The following is a 16,881-nucleotide window of genomic DNA, read 5'->3' as shown; positions in this document are numbered from 1 at the left end:
TTTCACCTAATTTCTATGCCAAGAAACTTTCGGCAAAATTTGTTTTTTATCGACTCGTTGTTGATACTTAACTGCAAAGTTTAACAGTGAATCAAGTAACGAGTCTGAGAGGTAGTGAGGTTGTAAGCCGAGGTCAAGCAGTTTGGTATTTTTGGCGTTGAAATAATGTTCTTCTTTTTCAACTCTGGGGTTATCGATGTTGTTGATATCAACATTTAATCCCAAGGCGTTACCTGCTTTTTTGACCATCAATGCCAAGTCACCCACACTAAATAATTCGGTAAATTGGTTGAAGACGCGGAATTCTCCAGGTTCAGCAGGATTAGCGATCGCTAATTCCATACAGCGCACTGTATCCCGAATATCTAAGAATCCGCGCGTTTGTCCACCTTTACCATACACCGTTAAAGGATGACCAATGGCAGCTTGAATACAGAAGCGGTTTAATGCTGTCCCAAATACGCCATCGTAATCTAGGCGATTAATCAACAGTTCGTCCATTCCCGTTTCTTCGGTTAAGACACCATAAACCACGCCTTGATTTAAATCTGTGGCACGCAATCCCCAAATCCGACAGGCAAAGTGGATATTATGACTATCATGCACTTTGCTGAGGTGATACATTGAACCTGGTTGCTTGGGATACGGTAAGGTATCTTTGCGCCCATTATGTTCAATGGTGATATACCCTTCTTCAATATCGATGTTAGGTGTACCATATTCACCCATTGTTCCCAATTTGACTAAGTGGCAGTCGGGGAAGTCTTCGCGCATGGCATACAGCAAGTTGAGTGTGCCAACTACGTTGTTGACTTGGGTGAGAACTGCGTGTTCGCGGTCAATCATGGAGAATGGCGCGGAACGCTGTTCACCAAAATGCACGATCGCATTTGGTTCAAATTGATGTAAAGTTTTTTGCAGAAATTCGTAATTAGTGATATCGCCTACGAATAGGTCGATAGATTTGCCGGTCAAATCTTGCCAGCGCTGGATACGTTGCTGAATCGGTGCGATCGGCGTTAGAGTTGCGATACCAAGTTCGTTATCCCAGTGCCGACGCACCAAACTATCTAAAATTCCAACTTCGTAACCTCGATTGGAGAGGTAAAGTGCGGTTGCCCAACCGCAATACCCATCGCCACCAATAACCAGGACTTTCATTTTCACCAGTTTTTACTCGCTGATAGCTAAATCTATCAGGTTTCTGTACCCCCTCAACCATCAAAAGTAGTGATTGTGATTAGTCATTGGTCATTAGTCATTGGTCATCTATCAAAAGGCATAAGCTAAAAGCATTAAATTTCATACTTCACTCTTTTTATCCTTCTTCCCCTATTCCCGACTCCCGACTCCCGACTCCCTGTAAATGCGATATTGCTGGGCTATGTAATAAAACAACGGGTAATAGTTGGAAAACTCTTGGCTGGGGCTTTTTCCCTGCCAGTAATAGGTAACTTTACCTTGAGTTAATGTCAATTTCATAAAACCTTCTTGCTGACCAACTTCTACTAACAAAACCCCAGATACTCCTTGTGTGGTCTGAAAGTTAGGCTGGATGGCATCTTTGGGTTCTTGTGAGAGATTACTTGCCCAGCCTCTAATTTCCACATTTTGACTGCGTGGTGAAACTAAGACAACACCATCATCGTTGTCGGGAGTTGCTAAAACAGTCCAATTGCTGGGATATGGAAATTCAAAGTCATAACGGGAATTTTGATAAGTCTGCCATTGCGTTTCAGAAACCCTAAAAGGTTGGCTGCATCCTGATAACAGCAACGATAAAGCGATCGCACTCGCCACAGCTTGCCATTTTGTATAAAAATTTTTATATTTACTACCAGTTTTTACTGAAAAAATAAACATGAGAATCTATTTTCTTCCATATCACTGAGTTTATACAAGTCTTGCAATTATTTAGTTTTATCGAGAATATTCCAGCTTTTATCTAATATTTGACTGCTATTTAAGCTAATTTTAGCTTTGTTCTAAATATAACTTAGCTTCCCTTAACAGGCATAAAACAATGTAAATAAATGTAACGAAATTGCCGTCAAAACGTTTTACCAGCTTGACAAGCAATCAAGGAGCCGATAACGTGTTATACATACCCGGGTAAGACCGCCAAAGAGTTATATGCAAACGCAAACTAAGCAAAAGGTTACTTTTTATATATCGCCAGAACTGCACAAAAGGTTAAAGATCCGTTCAGCAATTGATTCTGAGCCAATGTCAGAGCTTGCCGAACGCGCCCTCTACTTTTACTTGGCGAATTCAGAATTGGTAGAAGAATTAGAAGCTTCTGCTTATGGGAGGACTCACAGAGTTTATTCCTGCCCGACTTGCGAAAGTTCACTTGCGTTACGTGATGGGGAATTAGTTGCTTTAGGTCATCAGCCTGGATTGATTGGTCAAGAGCCTATTTCCATTGATGAAATCGAAGAAGTGCAAACCCATCCCAAGAGTGAAGAAGAGTTAGTCCCTTGCTAGATAAGAATTATGAGTAATTGATTCATAATTCAGTCATCGTTACAATTCTGTTCTTTACAGTATTAGGTCTCAAGTAGGTCGATTGTATGAAAGAAGAGCTCAACATCTTAATTCAAGCTCAATACCCTCTAATCTACCTTGTGACCTCCGAGGAAGAGCGAGCAGAGCAATCAATTTCCACAATCGCTCAAGTGTTAAAGCCCCAACGCCGAGTTTATGTATGGACAGTAACTCATGGCATCGTGGAATATGGTCAACCCCGGAATGTAAGCCAACACAACACAGTTTCCCCAGAGGCGGCAATTGATTGGATAATTCGGCAGAAAGAGCCTGGTATATTTATTCTTAAAGATTTACACCCATTTATTGATGCACCTGCAACAACAAGATCGTTACGAGATGCGATCGCAAGTTTTAAAGGGCAACAAAAAAATATTATTTTAATGTCGCCGATGCACCAAGTCCCCATAGAATTGGAGAAGGAAGTAGTAGTATTAGACTTCCAACTTCCAGATATGGCGGAGTTGAATAAAGTTTTAACTTCCCATTTAGATCACCATCGTGGGCGACGGTTGACAACAGAAGCACGCGAAAAACTCCTCAGAGCCGCTTTAGGTTTAACCAAAGATGAATCTGAAAAAGTATATCGCAAAGCCCAAGTCACCACCGGACGACTAACTGAAGACGAAGTTGATATAGTTTTATCAGAGAAAAAGCAACTAATTCGGCGCAATGGCATCTTAGAATATATCGAAGAAGATGAAACCATTGATGCTGTAGGTGGCTTAGAAGAATTAAAGAAATGGCTGAAGCAACGCTCGAATGCTTTTACCGAAAGAGCAAGAGAGTATGGTTTGCCCCAACCCAAAGGGATGCTAATTTTAGGAGTACCTGGTTGTGGTAAATCATTGATAGCCAAGACAACATCCCGGCTTTGGGGTTTACCGTTGTTGCGCCTGGATATGGGACGTGTATACGACGGCTCAATGGTGGGACGAAGTGAGGCAAATCTGCGTAACGCCCTCAAAACAGCAGAATCTATCTCTCCAGCGATTCTGTTTATTGACGAGTTAGACAAATCCTTTGCTGGTAGTGCTGGTTCTGGTGACTCTGATGGTGGCACATCAAGCAGAATATTTGGGTCTTTCCTCACATGGATGCAAGAGAAAAAATCTCCAGTGTTTGTCATGGCTACAGCCAACCGAGTCGAACGCTTACCTGGAGAATTCTTGAGGAAAGGTCGATTTGATGAGATTTTCTTTGTGGATCTGCCTACACCAGAAGAACGGCGTGATATCTTCAATATTCACCTAAGCAAGCGCCGTCGTGAAGACATCTCCCGCTTTGATTTAGAGCAGCTAGCCAAGATGTCGGATGGCTTTTCTGGGGCAGAAATTGAACAAGCGATTATTGCGGCAATGTATGAAGCGTTTGCCCAAGACCGTGAGTTCACCCAACTAGATATTATTGCGGCACTGAAAGCAACCTTGCCACTGTCTCGCACGATGCAAGAACAGGTAACAGCCCTCAGAGACTGGGCTAGACAGCGAGCAAGACCAGCCGCATCCTCCGTTGCTGAATATCAGCGAATGGAGTTCTAAAAGCTTTCCCTGCTAACCCAGGGGAAAGGCTAGTTGAATAAACTAGCAGTTGAGAGAAAAAGCCGCGTCTTGTTCAGTGCGGCTTGCCGATGATAAACCGTTGTTCTTTTCTCAATCTTCTCATTGGAGGAAACCCAAATGTCTCACTTTAGCACTCTTCGCACCAAAATCACCGATGCAGAAATCCTCAAAGCTTCTTTACGCGACTTGGGTATTACCGTAAAGACAGAAGCTGATGTACGCGGTTATAACGGTCAGCGTGTACGTTCCGACATCGTTGCTGTTTTGGAAGGCGAATATGATCTCGGCTGGTCTCGCAATAGCGATGGTTCCTTCGACCTCATCGCTGACCTGTGGGGCGTTGCTAAAAAGCATAACCAAACCGAGTTAATCAACTCTATTAATCAAAAATATGCAGTCAACAAAACTTTGGCTGAAGTAAAACAGCGCGGTTTGCAAAACGCTAACGTTAAGTTGGTATTGCAATAGTAATTTCTCTGCGCGTTCCCAAAGCTGCACGGGTTAACCATATAGCGGTTAGCCCGCTTTTTTATGTTTATGTTTTAATCTTTTTGCTGAGAAAATTTGTAACTACCCCACAAGGATAAAGCGATCGCCACTACTAATAAAATCGGTATACTGTACCAAGGAAATTCTGATAAAGGTGAGTAAACGGCAGCCCGTAAACCAGTGCTGGCGTAAGTTAAAGGTAATAAGTAAACTACACATTTCAATGCGACTGGTAAGGTGCTGGGGTCAAAAAAGGTTGCACCGAGGAAAGACATCGGCACAATTACGAAGTTGTTATATAGTCCCACAGATTCGAGCGATCGCACACTTAACCCAACAATTACCCCCAACCCTGCAAATACAGCACAATTCAATACCAACAACAACAAAAATAACGGATTTAAAAAATTCCAGTTTCCGGTAAACAGTAGTGCTACCAAAATTACCGAACCAGATGTCATCAAACCCCGCACAATTCCCGCCAGCATTTTACCAATATGCAAAGCTAAAGGATTTATGGGAACCAGTAACATCTCTTCAAAGGTTTTGCTAAAAAGCCTCTCACCGCAAATGGAAAATGTCGTACCGCCGAAACTAATCGTCATCGATGATAAAGCTACCATCCCCGGCAGAATAAATTCTAAATAATTATCATAATTCCCTGTCACACTTGAGCCTGGACTAATTGAGCTACCCAATCCCAAGCCAAACGCCAAAATATATATTAGCGGTGAGATTAACCCAGTGGCGGCAACTTGAGTGATTCTGGCTCGCAATTTTAACCACTCTCCCCAAAAAATTGTCAGACTATCCGCTACTAAAAGTTGAAATTGTGTAGTTTTAACTTGTTTTCCCCAGAGGAATACTTTTTGAGTTGTCACTTGCTTGCAGTCACTAATCAAAGTTTTTGTAATAATACTTTACACTCTTCAGTGATGCAATTAATACTTACCATCAAAAATGCTTATTTGACAATTTATGTATTATGAATCACTAGATATAGTGAGGCAATTTTATTTAAACTCTAAAAAGTTATGGTGCTACTAAAATTTTGCAGACAATCATCGCCCAAAATCGGCATACTGAAATAAGAAGAGCAGTGCAAACAGCTCCCTGCTTTCCAAAATGTGAAGGTGTAAAGTAAAAATGAGACGTAAATCTACTGGTAGATCAGCTACAACATCTAAACCGCCGGCTTTTCAGCCTTCTCTGTTCAACCTCACGACGATCGCGGTTTTGGGAGGTGTGCTAGTTTTAGGTATTGGGATTGGCATTGCTTTTAGCTCCACAACTACATTAACGCCCTCCAACGTAGCTTCGCGGGAGTTTATTGATACAAAAGCCCCCAACCCAGAGATTTGCGTACAATACGGCGCTAGTGCAATGGTGATGGATGCCAGATTATTTGTCACACTCAACCCATTTAACGTTTATGTTGCTCAACCAAGTATGCGTCCTGGATGTGTGTTACGGCAAAATAACTGGGCAATTTTAGAACAACGCAAACTTGTCACTTCTGATCAAGTCAGAGAATGTAAAAATCGTCTGAATACCTTTGGTTTTACAGGTAGTTTAGATAGCGAAAAACCCGATATTAGATGTATTTATCAAAACGAAGCAGCACAAAACTTCTTCACATCTCAACCAGGTGCAGTTGCAGTGCCTCAAGAAACAGATAGATTTTAAGAGAGGCTAGGGGTTAGTACAATAAGGCAAAAGTAAAAAGGCAAAAGTAAAAAGAAATAATAACTGTACCACAAGCCTTTTAGCAATTTCTTATGGTCTGTTTATTTACGCCGACCTGTACTAAGGGCTAGGGATTAGGGACTATGGGCTAGTATTTTTACTCAGCACTCACACTTCGACTGCGCTCAGTGTACAGTACTCAGTACTTTTAACTTATGGCTTGGGAAGAGGTTGTCCAAACTCAATCACTGGGATTTGGACTTCATTTGATTGATAGTTGGGTGTGCTTGGTGTTGTAGGGATGGGAAAATTGGGGTTGGCTAGGGGCGGAATATTATTCGCATTACTAGGTTGATTGGGAAAGTTAGCTGGAGGTAGAACCGAGCCTTGGATTTGATAGGGGTTACTGGGTGTGAGGGGAGGTACGGTGATATAAGGTTGCTGTTGGTTATTAGAAATGGGCGGTAATGTACTAGGTAACTGTAGATAATTAGAGTTGGAATTTAAATTAGTAGGTGTTGGCGGATAGTAGTTATGGGAAGCTGGCGGTAGGCTATTAATGCTGGGCTGTCTGTTAGTCGGTTGAATTGAGAGATTTGTACTAGAAGTAAAAGGACGTAATACCCAGTGTGTGGGGTTGTCTCTAGATACAGGTTGTAGTTTTACCTGATTGATATCTATATAAATTCCATCTGCTAAATCTAGTACAATCCGAGTCATGTTGGCGTTCAATTGGGAAACTCGGACTCGTTGAATTGCACCAGAATAACTTTGCTTGGTTGCAACATAACCCAATTTAGTATCTGGCAAGTCAATAACCAGACGTGGAGGTTGAGCAAGATAGAAGTATTGAGGCTTTGTAGCAGCTGATAGTGTAAATTCCAGTTGTGCTGCTTCTGGATAAAATCGCCAATCATTCAATTTAGTGATTTGTGCCGCATAAGTACTAGGAGTTTCTAAAGAAATTGCTGTGTAAAATCCCAGCAAACTGATGCTAACACCCTGACTCCATAATAAAAACCATTGAGGTTTTTGGTTTGTATACATTAATGTGATTCCTTTGCAACCAGGATATTGATTTTGGGAGGGTGTCAGGGTTAGGAAAATATCTACCCTTTCACCAATGCAACCCTTAATTTTTAATTTCTGTGCCTAACTTCACTTCCATAATTTACCCATATTTCAATGTGGATTTACTTTTTGTGATTTTTCTGGTGTTGATTGTTTAGCAGCAGTGAATCTTAGGGTTTGAGGAATGCTATTGACTGTGATTTGACCTGTGATTTTATCTTGATCTATCAACTGTATTTGCATAGCAACTGATTGATTTGAGTTAGTCTGAGATTTGGAATTAAGACACAGAATTTTTGGATCAACTTTGCCAGAAAAACTGATCTGTTGATTTTTCAAGATACCTGTCAGAGAAGGTTGTTCAGTCTCTGCATTAGGATTAACTGGTACTAAAGAGGCATTCAAGTAAATACCTGATTGTTGCATATTTAATACCAAAGAATTGGCTGCTTCACAACTGGGTAATTTCGTCGCTAGAGTCAGAAGGTAGCGTCCCTCAACTACAGGAGGGGCTTTGAGATTGTTTTCTCCATAGGCGGTGACAGTTTTAAACAACAGTAACACTGAACCTATGGCTACTCCGTAGAAGGTTAAAGATTTAACATTCAAATGATTCATCTGTTTAACTTGTGACAATCCAAAATCTAAAATTGTGTGACTGTTGATTCTTGGTTGCTAATTTCTGGGAGTACAGAAGCCAAATGAGATGTAACTTGGCTGTAACGGCGGGTAATGAGTAGTGAAGAACGACATTGAATCGCCAAAGCATCTGTATATCTGCCTAGGGTTTGACGTTCAATTCCCCAAACGCGGCTAGTACCAGCAATTGTCAGGTCAACTGCTTCAGAAGCTTCTACTACAGCTTGAATTGGCTCTGGAGATTCGACGGTTTTAATTTCGATGCGATCGCGTACACTAGCTGGTAATTGCTCTATCATTTTGTGCAGTTCATAGCTCAACTCATCTTGGTGATGGTTATCTCTTAGTACTTGTAAAATTCGCAACATACAAGTGTCACGGTTCAGCAAGAATCTCAAAGCTAAAATCAAGGCTAAATCATCATGGATATTGGCTGAGTAAGGCACTAATAAACTTTCTAACCGCTCTGCACCACGGTCTACAAACACAGCAACATCCACTGGTGCAGTACTGAGAATTTGACCGACTCGACCACCTAAGCGATTATTACTAAAAGCTGGACGGTGCCATCCCACCAGAATTAAATCAGGTTGCTCAATTCTGGCTATTTGGGCAGTTTCCCGCGCTACATTGCTCGATATGCGAATGATAGGATGTATATGAGAACGAGCTATTGGTGGTTCTAAGGTATTAATCAATTCTTCTAGTTCCAGGCGACGCTGAAGAATTAATCGTTCTGCTTCTACTGGGGTACTCTCAAAAGCATAATCTTCTTGCAATTCAATTAAACTGAGCGGATTGACGACAGCAGGTTGTTTGTAATTCAGCGCCAGTGCTACTGCTAACTGTACCAAACCTTTTTGGGTGCTGGGATTTGCCACCGGGACTAAAATTCGGTAACTAGGAGCAGGTTCAATAATGGTAGCGGTTTCAGTAGTTGTTTCTATTTCTAAGTCTGGTTCAACGACATCTAACTTAATGAGGCGTTTTGGATATGTCCATTCTAGTAGCGGAGAGGTCATAAATGTTGTTACCAATGCCATAATCACTAGCATGGTAAAGACTAGAGGCGAAATTACTCCTAACTCCAAACCAATATTGAGAACAATGAGTTCTGTTAAACCGCGAGTATTCATCAACCAACCAAGGGCTGAAGCTTCGCGTTTATTAATTCCACTCACACGAGCGGCGACATAAGTGCCAATATACTTGCCTGCGATCGCTACTAGCAACACCAAGCCACACAATAACCACAAATCAGGACGGTTTAATAAACCAATCTGTGTCCGCAAACCACTGTAGGCAAAAAATATTGGTAGCAGAAATATCAAAACAAAATCTTCAGTTTTGACGGCTAATTCTCGCACTAAATCTGCATTCTTGGGCATTGCGGCTCCCAATAAAAATGCCCCAAAAATCAAATGAATTCCAATTAGTTCAGTAATGAGTGCAGAACCAACTACCGCCATATAAATGACAGCTAAAAGTAACTGGCTTAAGCGTCCAGTTCGGCGGTAGTAAGTTGCTAACCTTTCAAGAAACCAGCGTCCAACTGTCAGCATAAAGCCAATGTAGACTATGCTTTCAATAATGGTGGGTATAGCACCAAAAAAGTTACCAGTACGTGCGACTGCGATCGCTACTGCTAAAACACACCACGCTGTGACATCATCTACGGCTGCACAAGTTAATGCTAGGGTTCCTAAACGTGTTCCCTGTAAGTTATTCTCTGTAATAATTCGCGCCAATACAGGAAAAGCTGTAATTGACATTGCTGCACCTAAAAATAAGGCAAAGGCAGTAAACGAAACACTAGCATTAGAAACTAAAGGATATAACAGTACTGCCAGCAAAGTTCCCAAAGAAAAAGGTACTAAAATGCTGACATGGGAGGTTAGAACTGCTACTTCTAACTGACCACTCAGATATTTGGGATTAAGTTCTAAGCCAATCAAAAACATGAAAAATATTAATCCCACCTGAGATAAAACATTAAGAAACGGAATTGTTTCTGGTGGAAATAAACTAGCTGCTATATGGGGGGCAACCAATCCAAATAAAGATGGGCCAAGCATAATCCCGGCAACAATCTCACCAATGACCAAAGGTTGCTTAATTGATTTGAATGCCAGACCTATGAGCCGGGACAGTCCAATAACAATCAGCACCTCGATGAGAACGAGAATAACTGTGTGCATGGTTTCCTCTGAATAACTATCTGGTTTCCCTAAGATGATTCTTGAAACAATGGGAAATTGTCAACCTAATTCATCATATTGCATATAACTTTATGCCCTATTTTGATGTTAATTGTTGTTACATTACAGTCGTACAAATCAAGAGCGAATTGGTTAAATTTAAGAGATATTCAGAGAATAATTAGCAAAAATGCAGGATAAATATTAATGAATAATTAACAATTACCAGTTATATCTTTTGTGTTAACGTCTAAGCGTTGATAAACGCAGTTAACACATTTTAAATTAAATTTTCTCTGGAGAATTACTTAATATCAATGTGTTTTGGATAGTGTAAATTACTGGCAATTAGCGATTTAGAACATTACTATTTGTTTTTTAAACATAGAAAATTTCAGAACCCCGACTTCTTCAAAAAGTCGGAGTTCTGGTTGTTTTTGACGAATTCATTGATAAAAATTGGTGTGAGCCAAACAATTTTGGCTTTTAAATTGACTCCGCCGATACATTTATCTCAATTGGTATTCTGGTTGAGCATGATAGGGTGCTAAAGCATCCCATTTCAACACATCATCTAACAAAGCTTGGTAGCCTAATGTATTGGGATGTAAACCATCAGCATTCATTCTTTGGCGTAACCAAGTTTCACCACGTCCCATCCATTGGTCGAAAATATCCAAGTAAGGAATTTGACGTTGTTGACAAGCTAGGCGCGTGGCTTCTTTATAACGATGTTGGTCAGTATGATTGAAATAAAAACAATCCAGAAAAGGCATTTTAGCTTCATCTACGGGTGTCATACCCACAAATAAAACTGGACAAAGTTGCTGCGCCAAGTCTAGTAAATGGGCGATATCTGCTTCAAAACTGGCAAAATCTGTGTAGTTTTTGCCATTGGGACGACCTAACCGCGCTGAATCATTCACCCCAACTGAAAGAATAATTAAATCAGGAACACGATTACGGAGTTCGCCACGATGGCGAAATTCTACTTCTAGTCTTTGGGCTACTTGTTGTGTGCGATCGCCTCTGACACCTAAATTATATAAAACATGACCAGCACCACCAGGCAACATCCACCATCGCCGCAGTTGTTCTACCCAACCACCACGTTCGGGATCACCAAAACCGTAAACTATGCTGTCTCCAAGAGCGACAATCTTCAAAGACTGACATTGATTAGGGGCTAAAGACAGTTGCATTGAAGAAAGAGCTTGTAATGTTTGCATCTTAAAAAAGACTATATTTTATATCTTTACAAGATTCTATACATTTCTACACTATTCCAGCGTATATTTTTTGTCATGCGTGCTGCAATTTTGACTTTTCTGAATGTTTTACCGACTATCTGTTAGACGCTAACTTATCAGCGACACGGGTCGTTTCTGGTAATCTGTATTTTGGTGTACAGCGTAATACATAATCAATTGCTGTGGTTAAGCTAATTTTGTGACCACTAGAAATATACAAAGGTTTAACGCCAACGCGCGTCCGTAACACTGCACCAATAGTTTCACCTTTATGTATGAGTGGTTGCCAACTACCTCTAGCTTCTGGCAATTCTTGATGCTTGCCAATGAACAGTGATTTAGCCACACCAATTGTCGGCATATCTAAAATTACTCCTAGATGGCTGGCTATACCAAATCTACGGGGATGGGCAATACCTTGTCCATCACAGAGAATAATATCCGGTACTGTTTGAATTTTTGCTAAAGCATCCAGTACAGCTGGAATTTCTCGAAAAGAAAGGAACCCAGGAATGTAGGGAAATGAAGTCGGACGATGCGCCAAGGCTGTTTCTACAACTTTTAAATCAGGAAAACTCAGCACAGCTACAGCAGCACGGCTAACTTTACCCTCCTCTGCAAAACCCATATCGACACCAGCAACATAACTAATAGTTTCTGGGAGTTGATCTTCTGTAATTACTTGTTCGCGTAAACTTTCTTGAATGGTAATAGCTTCCTCTGGGGTTTGAGGCCAAGCATGAAGTTGATAAATCTTCATAATATTGAGAGATTTTCGGCTAATTCTCTATTTTCCCTCGACATCGTAATCAAAGACCAATCCTTGATAAATACCACCAGCTAATCTAGCAACTACGCCACATCACCGCCAAATAAACCCAAGAAACCGTCAAATTTAGTGATATTTTGCCACTCTACCTACAGGTTGATATTCTCTTTAACTCAGAAGCGATTAACTTCACTCTCCAGGTCGATCCCAAAGTAGGATGATTCGACGTAAATATAAGTTAGGTGAAATTCGCTAGAGAAATGATTGTGAAACAGCTAAAAACTGAATGGTTATAAGAGCTTTAGTTCAGCCAACAGTGCAAGTAATTCACAATTAAATTATTTTGCAAATATCTACCTAAACATCACTTTTCAGCCCAGCATATCTTAATAACATTACGCCAACATTTATTCTGATGATGGCTAAAATTTGCTGTGCTGGAAAATTATAACTTATGTGTTGTTAACGTTGTTTTTGAGGAATTCACATGAAGAATATTACTTCTGTTCTATCTCTATTACGTCCAGTACGTTTCTTAATTGTAGCTTTTACCTGTGCATTAGTTTTATTTTCTAATGCTTTTCCCGCCTTTGCAATTGAAAGCTATAAAAGTGACCCTACAGAAGCTACCACACAACTGCTAGAAACTCAAAAGAAAACTGATGAAGTTGGTAGATCCGCACCTCCAGGATTGAATAAAGTGCAAGAAGAGTCTAACAAAGGACTCAACGAAGTTCAAGGTGATGCTGATATTGATAAAATGAAGCGTCCTGAAAATTCCCAAGATGCAACTTCAGTGAGAGATGAAGTAGAAAACCTGTTGGAAAAAGTCACAGGTAAAAAGTAAAAATACTAATTAGCAGTTACAAAGGTAATCTAACTAGTGATATTGGGTAATACTGCATAATCTTTGAATGATAATTATGTACCAAGTAAAGACTTTGACTGCTGATTAGTATTAACACTCTTCATCTTTAATTCGGAAAATTTGAAATGTTTAGATACCCGAATTCTTAAAAAATTCGGGTATCTTACTGTTCATAATTGATTGAGATTTTTTCTATTCTAAGTCATAAATGAAGCTCACCCTAAGTTGTAAATAATTCTTCTCTAGTAATCTTTCTTATGGTTGATGTAAATAATATTTGATTTTTGTGAACTTATAAATAAGTCTATTTAGGAATTAGAATCAATGCGTGCAATCAACATTGGTTTGACAGAAGAACAGCGTCAAGGTGTAGCGAATCTGTTAAATCAAGATTTAGCAGATGCCTATTTACTGTTAGTAAAAACTAAAAAGTATCATTGGGATGTCGTCGGCCCTCAGTTTCGTAGCTTGCATGAGCTTTGGGAAGAACATTACGAAAAACTAACGGTAAATATTGATGCTTTAGCCGAACGAGTTCGTGCTTTGGGTTGTTACCCAGTTGGCACAATGCAGGCCTTTTTGGACATTGCTACCCTCAAAGAACATTCAGGTGATGTTCCCACAGCCACAGGAATGGTTACGAACCTTGTAGAAGATCATGAGCAGATTATTCGCAATCTCCGAGACCATGTTGATCAGTCCAGCGATGAGTTCCATGATGAAGGAACTGCGGACTTTTTAACTGGACTGATGGAAGAGCATGAAGAAATGGCTTGGATGCTGCGCTCATTTATTGAAGGGCAAGAATTACATCCAGATGGTAGCAGGCCAGAAACAGGCACAAAAACTCCTGTGGGTGTATAGCTAAACGCAGATTTATCTCTAAACCTAGATGGGACTTATCTTTGTGCGTAAGTCCTGAACTATACAAAAGCAAATTTTAAGGAGTATTCAGGTGCCAGAAGTCTATCAAGCAGAGCGTACTATCTCGGCTGTATTTAAAGAACAAAAGCAAGTTGATGATGTAATTCGACGTTTACTTGACCGAGGCGTACCCAGAGATCATATTTCGGTGATGGGGCGGAATTTTCAGTCAGAAACGAGAATTGCAGGCTTTATTACTAAAAAAGATGTAATTTTAGGTGGGTTGCGAACAGGAGCAATTTTTGGTTCACTGTTTGGCTCTTTCCTAAGTTTGCTCACAGGTGTAGGTGTACTGTTCATTCCCTTTGTTGGGCCGATTGTGGCTGCTGGGCCAATCAGTGCATTATTATTAGGGGCTGCTAGTGGTGCGATCGCAGGTAGTGCTGGTGCTGGTTTAGTTTCGGTGTTCACCGCTTGGGGAATGCCTGAAGATAAAGCCGCAGTTTACCAAACTCGCTTACAAGCTGGCGAATTTTTATTAATGACAGAAGTACCAGCTAATCGCGCCGGGGAATTTCAACTACTTTTAGAAAGTGCTGGTGCTGAAGAACTGAGTACAATGGACAAAACGTTAGCTCATCCTTGTCCTGGGCCATGTAATAGCCCAGAGGATTTATCTCCTGAAGTCCGCGCTCATCTGTCACAAGAAGCTCAACGAGTATTCATCGAGCGTTACAATGCGGTGTTGAATGAAACCAGTGATGAGTTTAATGCCGAACAAGCTGCTTGGGAAGCCGTACACCAGCGTTTTGATGAAGATGAAAACGGTGTTTGGTCAAAACAAAAAGTCGGTGTTTAAGCAATATAGTCAGGACTTAAGCACCAAGATTGTCGCAACGCACTGGCTTCTTCCACTGTTTTTCAACAGATAAACGTGGATGGACACAGATGAATTTGTGTCCATCCACGTTAAAAGTGCTATATCTCTGTGTTTAGAGAAAATTAAGGATAACGAAAATCTTTCAATTCTAAAGGAGAAGGTGGCGCAGAAAGCACGACAATATTTCTCACATTACTAATATAACGTCCACCTGCCCTATCACCAGGAACTACTAAACGAGCAAAACCTTCATCTGTTAGTAGTTGAACTGTACCGTCGCTGGCTTTTTTCGCAAATGCAACTAATACAGATTTATTTTCAAAATTCGGATGAATTTCACCCACAGCTACAACTGCACCATAACAATCTGTCGCTTCAACTAAAATATACTGTCGCAAAAAGGCATTTTTAGTATTTTGCCCAGAATTACCAGGTTTTAGTCCGCCACCAGCTTTTGTATTGTTAATTAAATCCCACAGCGTAACTCCGTAATATGTTTCGGTTCTGGGGCCTGAACCTGTTTGAAAACTCACTGTGAGTTCTGTAACTGCTGATGGATTTTGAGTTTTGATAGTATCTCGTAATTCTGTGAGTTTCTGTAGAGTAAAATTGCTGGTTTGATTAACTTCTCCACTTAGGCGAAACTTATCTACAAATCCTCCCAGACATCTATTTTTTGCCCAAGGTGCTGGTGTATCCTGTCTTCGCCAAGGTGAAAAATTACCAGGATCAGCTAAAGTTGGTTGCCAAAATCCGAGTATGGACAGCATTAAAGAAACGCTGGCTATACGGCGTGTAAAATACATACAATATTCCCGAATTACAGTTTGTATTTCTATTCAGAAAACTATGGTTGCGCGTACCAAATTAACTTAGGTTTCTATCAATTTTGTGAGCAGAAAATGTTTTTCTGTCTCACATTCCTGGAAAAACTAAGTAAATATTCTGATGGGGTAATAATACCAACTTTATTGGATTTAATCAATATAGTTGGTAATTATAAAAAAATTAGCGGCAAATATTGTAAATATATACAGCAAGTAGTGGGTTAATAATATAAATTTGTTGGTAGCTACAAATCCTACAGCACAGTACAGAAATGATGACGGAGTAACTTTTTACTATAACTAATGCCTATTTTTTCAAAAACTATCGAATGTTTGATTAGCTCTAAAAAGCGTCGTTTGTCAAATATACCTTGAATTAGTACATCTATTTCTGTTGCTTGGGGATGGAAAAAATATTCACCATCTATAGTATGCCAAGGTAAAAACTCTCTGGAACTACAAGTTAATGTCCCAATACTGGCTCGGTGACTATCTGTAATTAATAGAAAGGCATTGTAGACAAATAATTTTGGTAAATTTTGAATATGTCTCCGCAAGTTATCTTGTGCTTTTTTAAAAGTGTTTGTTTTGTGTTGAGGCTGATTATATAAGACGGCTAACGGTAAGCCATTAATAAAAACAACTGCATCTAAATGGTGGGTTTGATTATTTGCAATAATTGTGAATGGATGAATTACTAGCCAATCATTATTAAGCAGATTAGAGTCATCTATTAGGCGAATTTTATCATTAATTATTTGATTATTAATGGTATAGGTAATGTTAACGCCTTGGGTTAATAATTTATGGAAGTGTAGGTTATTTTCAATTAGGTTACTACTAGGCAAAACAGTCAATTGTCGGATAGTTGCTTGAATTGCTGCTGATGAAATTTGCGGGTTGATTCGTTGCAACGCATAACGCAGGCGATCGCTTAAAATAACTTCAGTCAGATTATTGCGTTCTTGCGGGTGTCTCCCCGCAGCGATATCGGCTTCTAGTTCTACTGTGTAGCCGATAACTTCAAACCATGTCAGTAACGACTCCATCGCAACTGATGAGTCAGGACGAAGTTTTTTAGCCAAGCTAGTCGCTTTGGCTATTGTTCTACTTAACTTGATGGGATGATTGTGACTCAAAGACTTGATTTTGAGTCTATGCCATGTTTTCACCTTGCTTACTAATCTTGGTTGGTATAGTTTCCCTAATCAGCATCAAAGCGGAAATCGGC

General features: G+C 40.1%; 17 protein-coding genes. 7 read left to right on the top strand and 10 right to left on the bottom strand.

Going from position 1 to position 16,881, the window contains the following annotated elements; genetic code table 11:
* Window positions 1-6: 6 nt before the first annotated feature.
* Together H6G74_RS21000 and H6G74_RS20995 are read right to left on the bottom strand one after the other, a co-directional pair.
* Complete coding sequence (locus H6G74_RS21000) at window positions 7-1,161, bottom strand: NAD-dependent epimerase/dehydratase family protein (protein WP_062294327.1); 1,155 nt, start codon at window positions 1,159-1,161, stop codon at window positions 7-9.
* A gap of 171 nt (window positions 1,162-1,332) precedes the next feature.
* Window positions 1,333-1,863, bottom strand: a complete 531-nt coding sequence (locus H6G74_RS20995) for a hypothetical protein (protein WP_190969516.1) — start codon at window positions 1,861-1,863, stop codon at window positions 1,333-1,335.
* Between the two features lie 270 nt (window positions 1,864-2,133).
* On the opposite strand from H6G74_RS20995, the gene H6G74_RS20990 reads away from it, so the two are divergent.
* The 3 genes from H6G74_RS20990 (at window position 2,134) to H6G74_RS20980 (ending at window position 4,577) form a co-directional block, all read left to right on the top strand.
* Window positions 2,134-2,487, top strand: a complete 354-nt coding sequence (locus tag H6G74_RS20990) for a hypothetical protein (RefSeq protein WP_190969515.1) — start codon at window positions 2,134-2,136, stop codon at window positions 2,485-2,487.
* Between the two features lie 86 nt (window positions 2,488-2,573).
* The gene (gene ycf46 / locus H6G74_RS20985) at window positions 2,574-4,088 is read left to right on the top strand and encodes a stress-responsive protein Ycf46 (protein WP_190969514.1); all 1,515 of its coding nucleotides are present in this window, start codon (window positions 2,574-2,576) and stop codon (window positions 4,086-4,088) included.
* 138 nt (window positions 4,089-4,226) lie between these two features.
* Window positions 4,227-4,577: a DUF1257 domain-containing protein gene (locus H6G74_RS20980; RefSeq protein ID WP_015113818.1), complete on the top strand. Its 351-nt coding sequence runs from the start codon at window positions 4,227-4,229 to the stop codon at window positions 4,575-4,577.
* A 74-nt stretch (window positions 4,578-4,651) separates the two neighbouring features.
* On the opposite strand, the gene H6G74_RS20975 is transcribed toward H6G74_RS20980, so the two are convergent.
* Window positions 4,652-5,479: an ABC transporter permease gene (locus H6G74_RS20975; protein WP_190969513.1), complete on the bottom strand. Its 828-nt coding sequence runs from the start codon at window positions 5,477-5,479 to the stop codon at window positions 4,652-4,654.
* 265 nt (window positions 5,480-5,744) lie between these two features.
* On the opposite strand from H6G74_RS20975, the gene H6G74_RS20970 reads away from it, so the two are divergent.
* Window positions 5,745-6,284, top strand: coding sequence for a DUF3172 domain-containing protein (locus H6G74_RS20970; RefSeq protein WP_190969512.1), 540 nt, complete (start codon window positions 5,745-5,747; stop codon window positions 6,282-6,284).
* A gap of 213 nt (window positions 6,285-6,497) precedes the next feature.
* On the opposite strand, the gene H6G74_RS20965 is transcribed toward H6G74_RS20970, so the two are convergent.
* The 5 genes from H6G74_RS20965 to nfi form a co-directional block, all read right to left on the bottom strand.
* Window positions 6,498-7,331 (bottom strand): AMIN domain-containing protein, encoded by an 834-nt coding sequence (locus H6G74_RS20965; RefSeq protein ID WP_190969511.1) that lies wholly within the window; start codon window positions 7,329-7,331, stop codon window positions 6,498-6,500.
* A 135-nt stretch (window positions 7,332-7,466) separates the two neighbouring features.
* Window positions 7,467-7,973, bottom strand: coding sequence for a hypothetical protein (locus H6G74_RS20960; protein WP_190969510.1), 507 nt, complete (start codon window positions 7,971-7,973; stop codon window positions 7,467-7,469).
* Between the two features lie 26 nt (window positions 7,974-7,999).
* Window positions 8,000-10,192, bottom strand: a complete 2,193-nt coding sequence (locus H6G74_RS20955; RefSeq protein WP_190969509.1) for a cation:proton antiporter — start codon at window positions 10,190-10,192, stop codon at window positions 8,000-8,002.
* 509 nt (window positions 10,193-10,701) lie between these two features.
* Window positions 10,702-11,421: a GDSL-type esterase/lipase family protein gene (locus tag H6G74_RS20950; RefSeq protein WP_190969508.1), complete on the bottom strand. Its 720-nt coding sequence runs from the start codon at window positions 11,419-11,421 to the stop codon at window positions 10,702-10,704.
* A 115-nt stretch (window positions 11,422-11,536) separates the two neighbouring features.
* The gene (nfi, locus tag H6G74_RS20945; RefSeq protein ID WP_190969507.1) at window positions 11,537-12,202 is read right to left on the bottom strand and encodes a deoxyribonuclease V; all 666 of its coding nucleotides are present in this window, start codon (window positions 12,200-12,202) and stop codon (window positions 11,537-11,539) included.
* Between the two features lie 496 nt (window positions 12,203-12,698).
* On the opposite strand from nfi, the gene H6G74_RS20940 reads away from it, so the two are divergent.
* The 3 genes from H6G74_RS20940 to H6G74_RS20930 all read left to right on the top strand — a co-directional run bounded on the left by H6G74_RS20940 (window position 12,699) and on the right by H6G74_RS20930 (window position 14,802).
* On the top strand, window positions 12,699-13,058 hold the full coding sequence (locus tag H6G74_RS20940; RefSeq protein ID WP_190969506.1) for a hypothetical protein: 360 nt from the start codon (window positions 12,699-12,701) through the stop codon (window positions 13,056-13,058).
* A gap of 345 nt (window positions 13,059-13,403) precedes the next feature.
* Window positions 13,404-13,943, top strand: a complete 540-nt coding sequence (locus H6G74_RS20935) for a Dps family protein (protein ID WP_190969505.1) — start codon at window positions 13,404-13,406, stop codon at window positions 13,941-13,943.
* 91 nt (window positions 13,944-14,034) lie between these two features.
* Window positions 14,035-14,802, top strand: a complete 768-nt coding sequence (locus H6G74_RS20930) for a ChaB family protein (RefSeq protein ID WP_190969504.1) — start codon at window positions 14,035-14,037, stop codon at window positions 14,800-14,802.
* Between the two features lie 143 nt (window positions 14,803-14,945).
* On the opposite strand, the gene H6G74_RS20925 is transcribed toward H6G74_RS20930, so the two are convergent.
* Window positions 14,946-15,629: a hypothetical protein gene (locus H6G74_RS20925; protein ID WP_190969503.1), complete on the bottom strand. Its 684-nt coding sequence runs from the start codon at window positions 15,627-15,629 to the stop codon at window positions 14,946-14,948.
* Window positions 15,630-15,904: 275 nt separating this feature from the next.
* Entirely contained in the window at window positions 15,905-16,822 is a 918-nt protein-coding gene (locus H6G74_RS20920) for a type I restriction endonuclease (protein ID WP_190969502.1), read from the bottom strand.
* Window positions 16,823-16,881 lie beyond the last annotated feature (59 nt).

This window comes from Nostoc spongiaeforme FACHB-130, assembly GCF_014698475.1.
Lineage (GTDB): Bacteria > Cyanobacteriota > Cyanobacteriia > Cyanobacteriales > Nostocaceae > Nostoc_B > Nostoc_B spongiaeforme.
Note: the sequence above shows the minus strand (reverse complement) of the source record. Positions and strands in the feature narration are given on the sequence as shown.

What these genes read in the sequence shown, in the direction of transcription:
- H6G74_RS21000 (WP_062294327.1), bottom strand. Translation starts at nt 1,161, where the DNA reads ATGAAAGTCCTGGTTATTGGTGGCGATGGGTATTGCGGTTGGGCAACC.
- H6G74_RS20995 (WP_190969516.1), bottom strand. Translation starts at nt 1,863, where the DNA reads ATGTTTATTTTTTCAGTAAAAACTGGTAGTAAATATAAAAATTTTTAT.
- H6G74_RS20990 (WP_190969515.1), top strand. Translation starts at nt 2,134, where the DNA reads ATGCAAACGCAAACTAAGCAAAAGGTTACTTTTTATATATCGCCAGAA.
- ycf46 (WP_190969514.1), top strand. Translation starts at nt 2,574, where the DNA reads ATGAAAGAAGAGCTCAACATCTTAATTCAAGCTCAATACCCTCTAATC.
- H6G74_RS20980 (WP_015113818.1), top strand. Translation starts at nt 4,227, where the DNA reads ATGTCTCACTTTAGCACTCTTCGCACCAAAATCACCGATGCAGAAATC.
- H6G74_RS20970 (WP_190969512.1), top strand. Translation starts at nt 5,745, where the DNA reads ATGAGACGTAAATCTACTGGTAGATCAGCTACAACATCTAAACCGCCG.
- H6G74_RS20965 (WP_190969511.1), bottom strand. Translation starts at nt 7,331, where the DNA reads ATGTATACAAACCAAAAACCTCAATGGTTTTTATTATGGAGTCAGGGT.
- H6G74_RS20960 (WP_190969510.1), bottom strand. Translation starts at nt 7,973, where the DNA reads ATGAATCATTTGAATGTTAAATCTTTAACCTTCTACGGAGTAGCCATA.
- H6G74_RS20955 (WP_190969509.1), bottom strand. Translation starts at nt 10,192, where the DNA reads ATGCACACAGTTATTCTCGTTCTCATCGAGGTGCTGATTGTTATTGGA.
- H6G74_RS20950 (WP_190969508.1), bottom strand. Translation starts at nt 11,421, where the DNA reads ATGCAAACATTACAAGCTCTTTCTTCAATGCAACTGTCTTTAGCCCCT.
- nfi (WP_190969507.1), bottom strand. Translation starts at nt 12,202, where the DNA reads ATGAAGATTTATCAACTTCATGCTTGGCCTCAAACCCCAGAGGAAGCT.
- H6G74_RS20940 (WP_190969506.1), top strand. Translation starts at nt 12,699, where the DNA reads ATGAAGAATATTACTTCTGTTCTATCTCTATTACGTCCAGTACGTTTC.
- H6G74_RS20935 (WP_190969505.1), top strand. Translation starts at nt 13,404, where the DNA reads ATGCGTGCAATCAACATTGGTTTGACAGAAGAACAGCGTCAAGGTGTA.
- H6G74_RS20925 (WP_190969503.1), bottom strand. Translation starts at nt 15,629, where the DNA reads ATGTATTTTACACGCCGTATAGCCAGCGTTTCTTTAATGCTGTCCATA.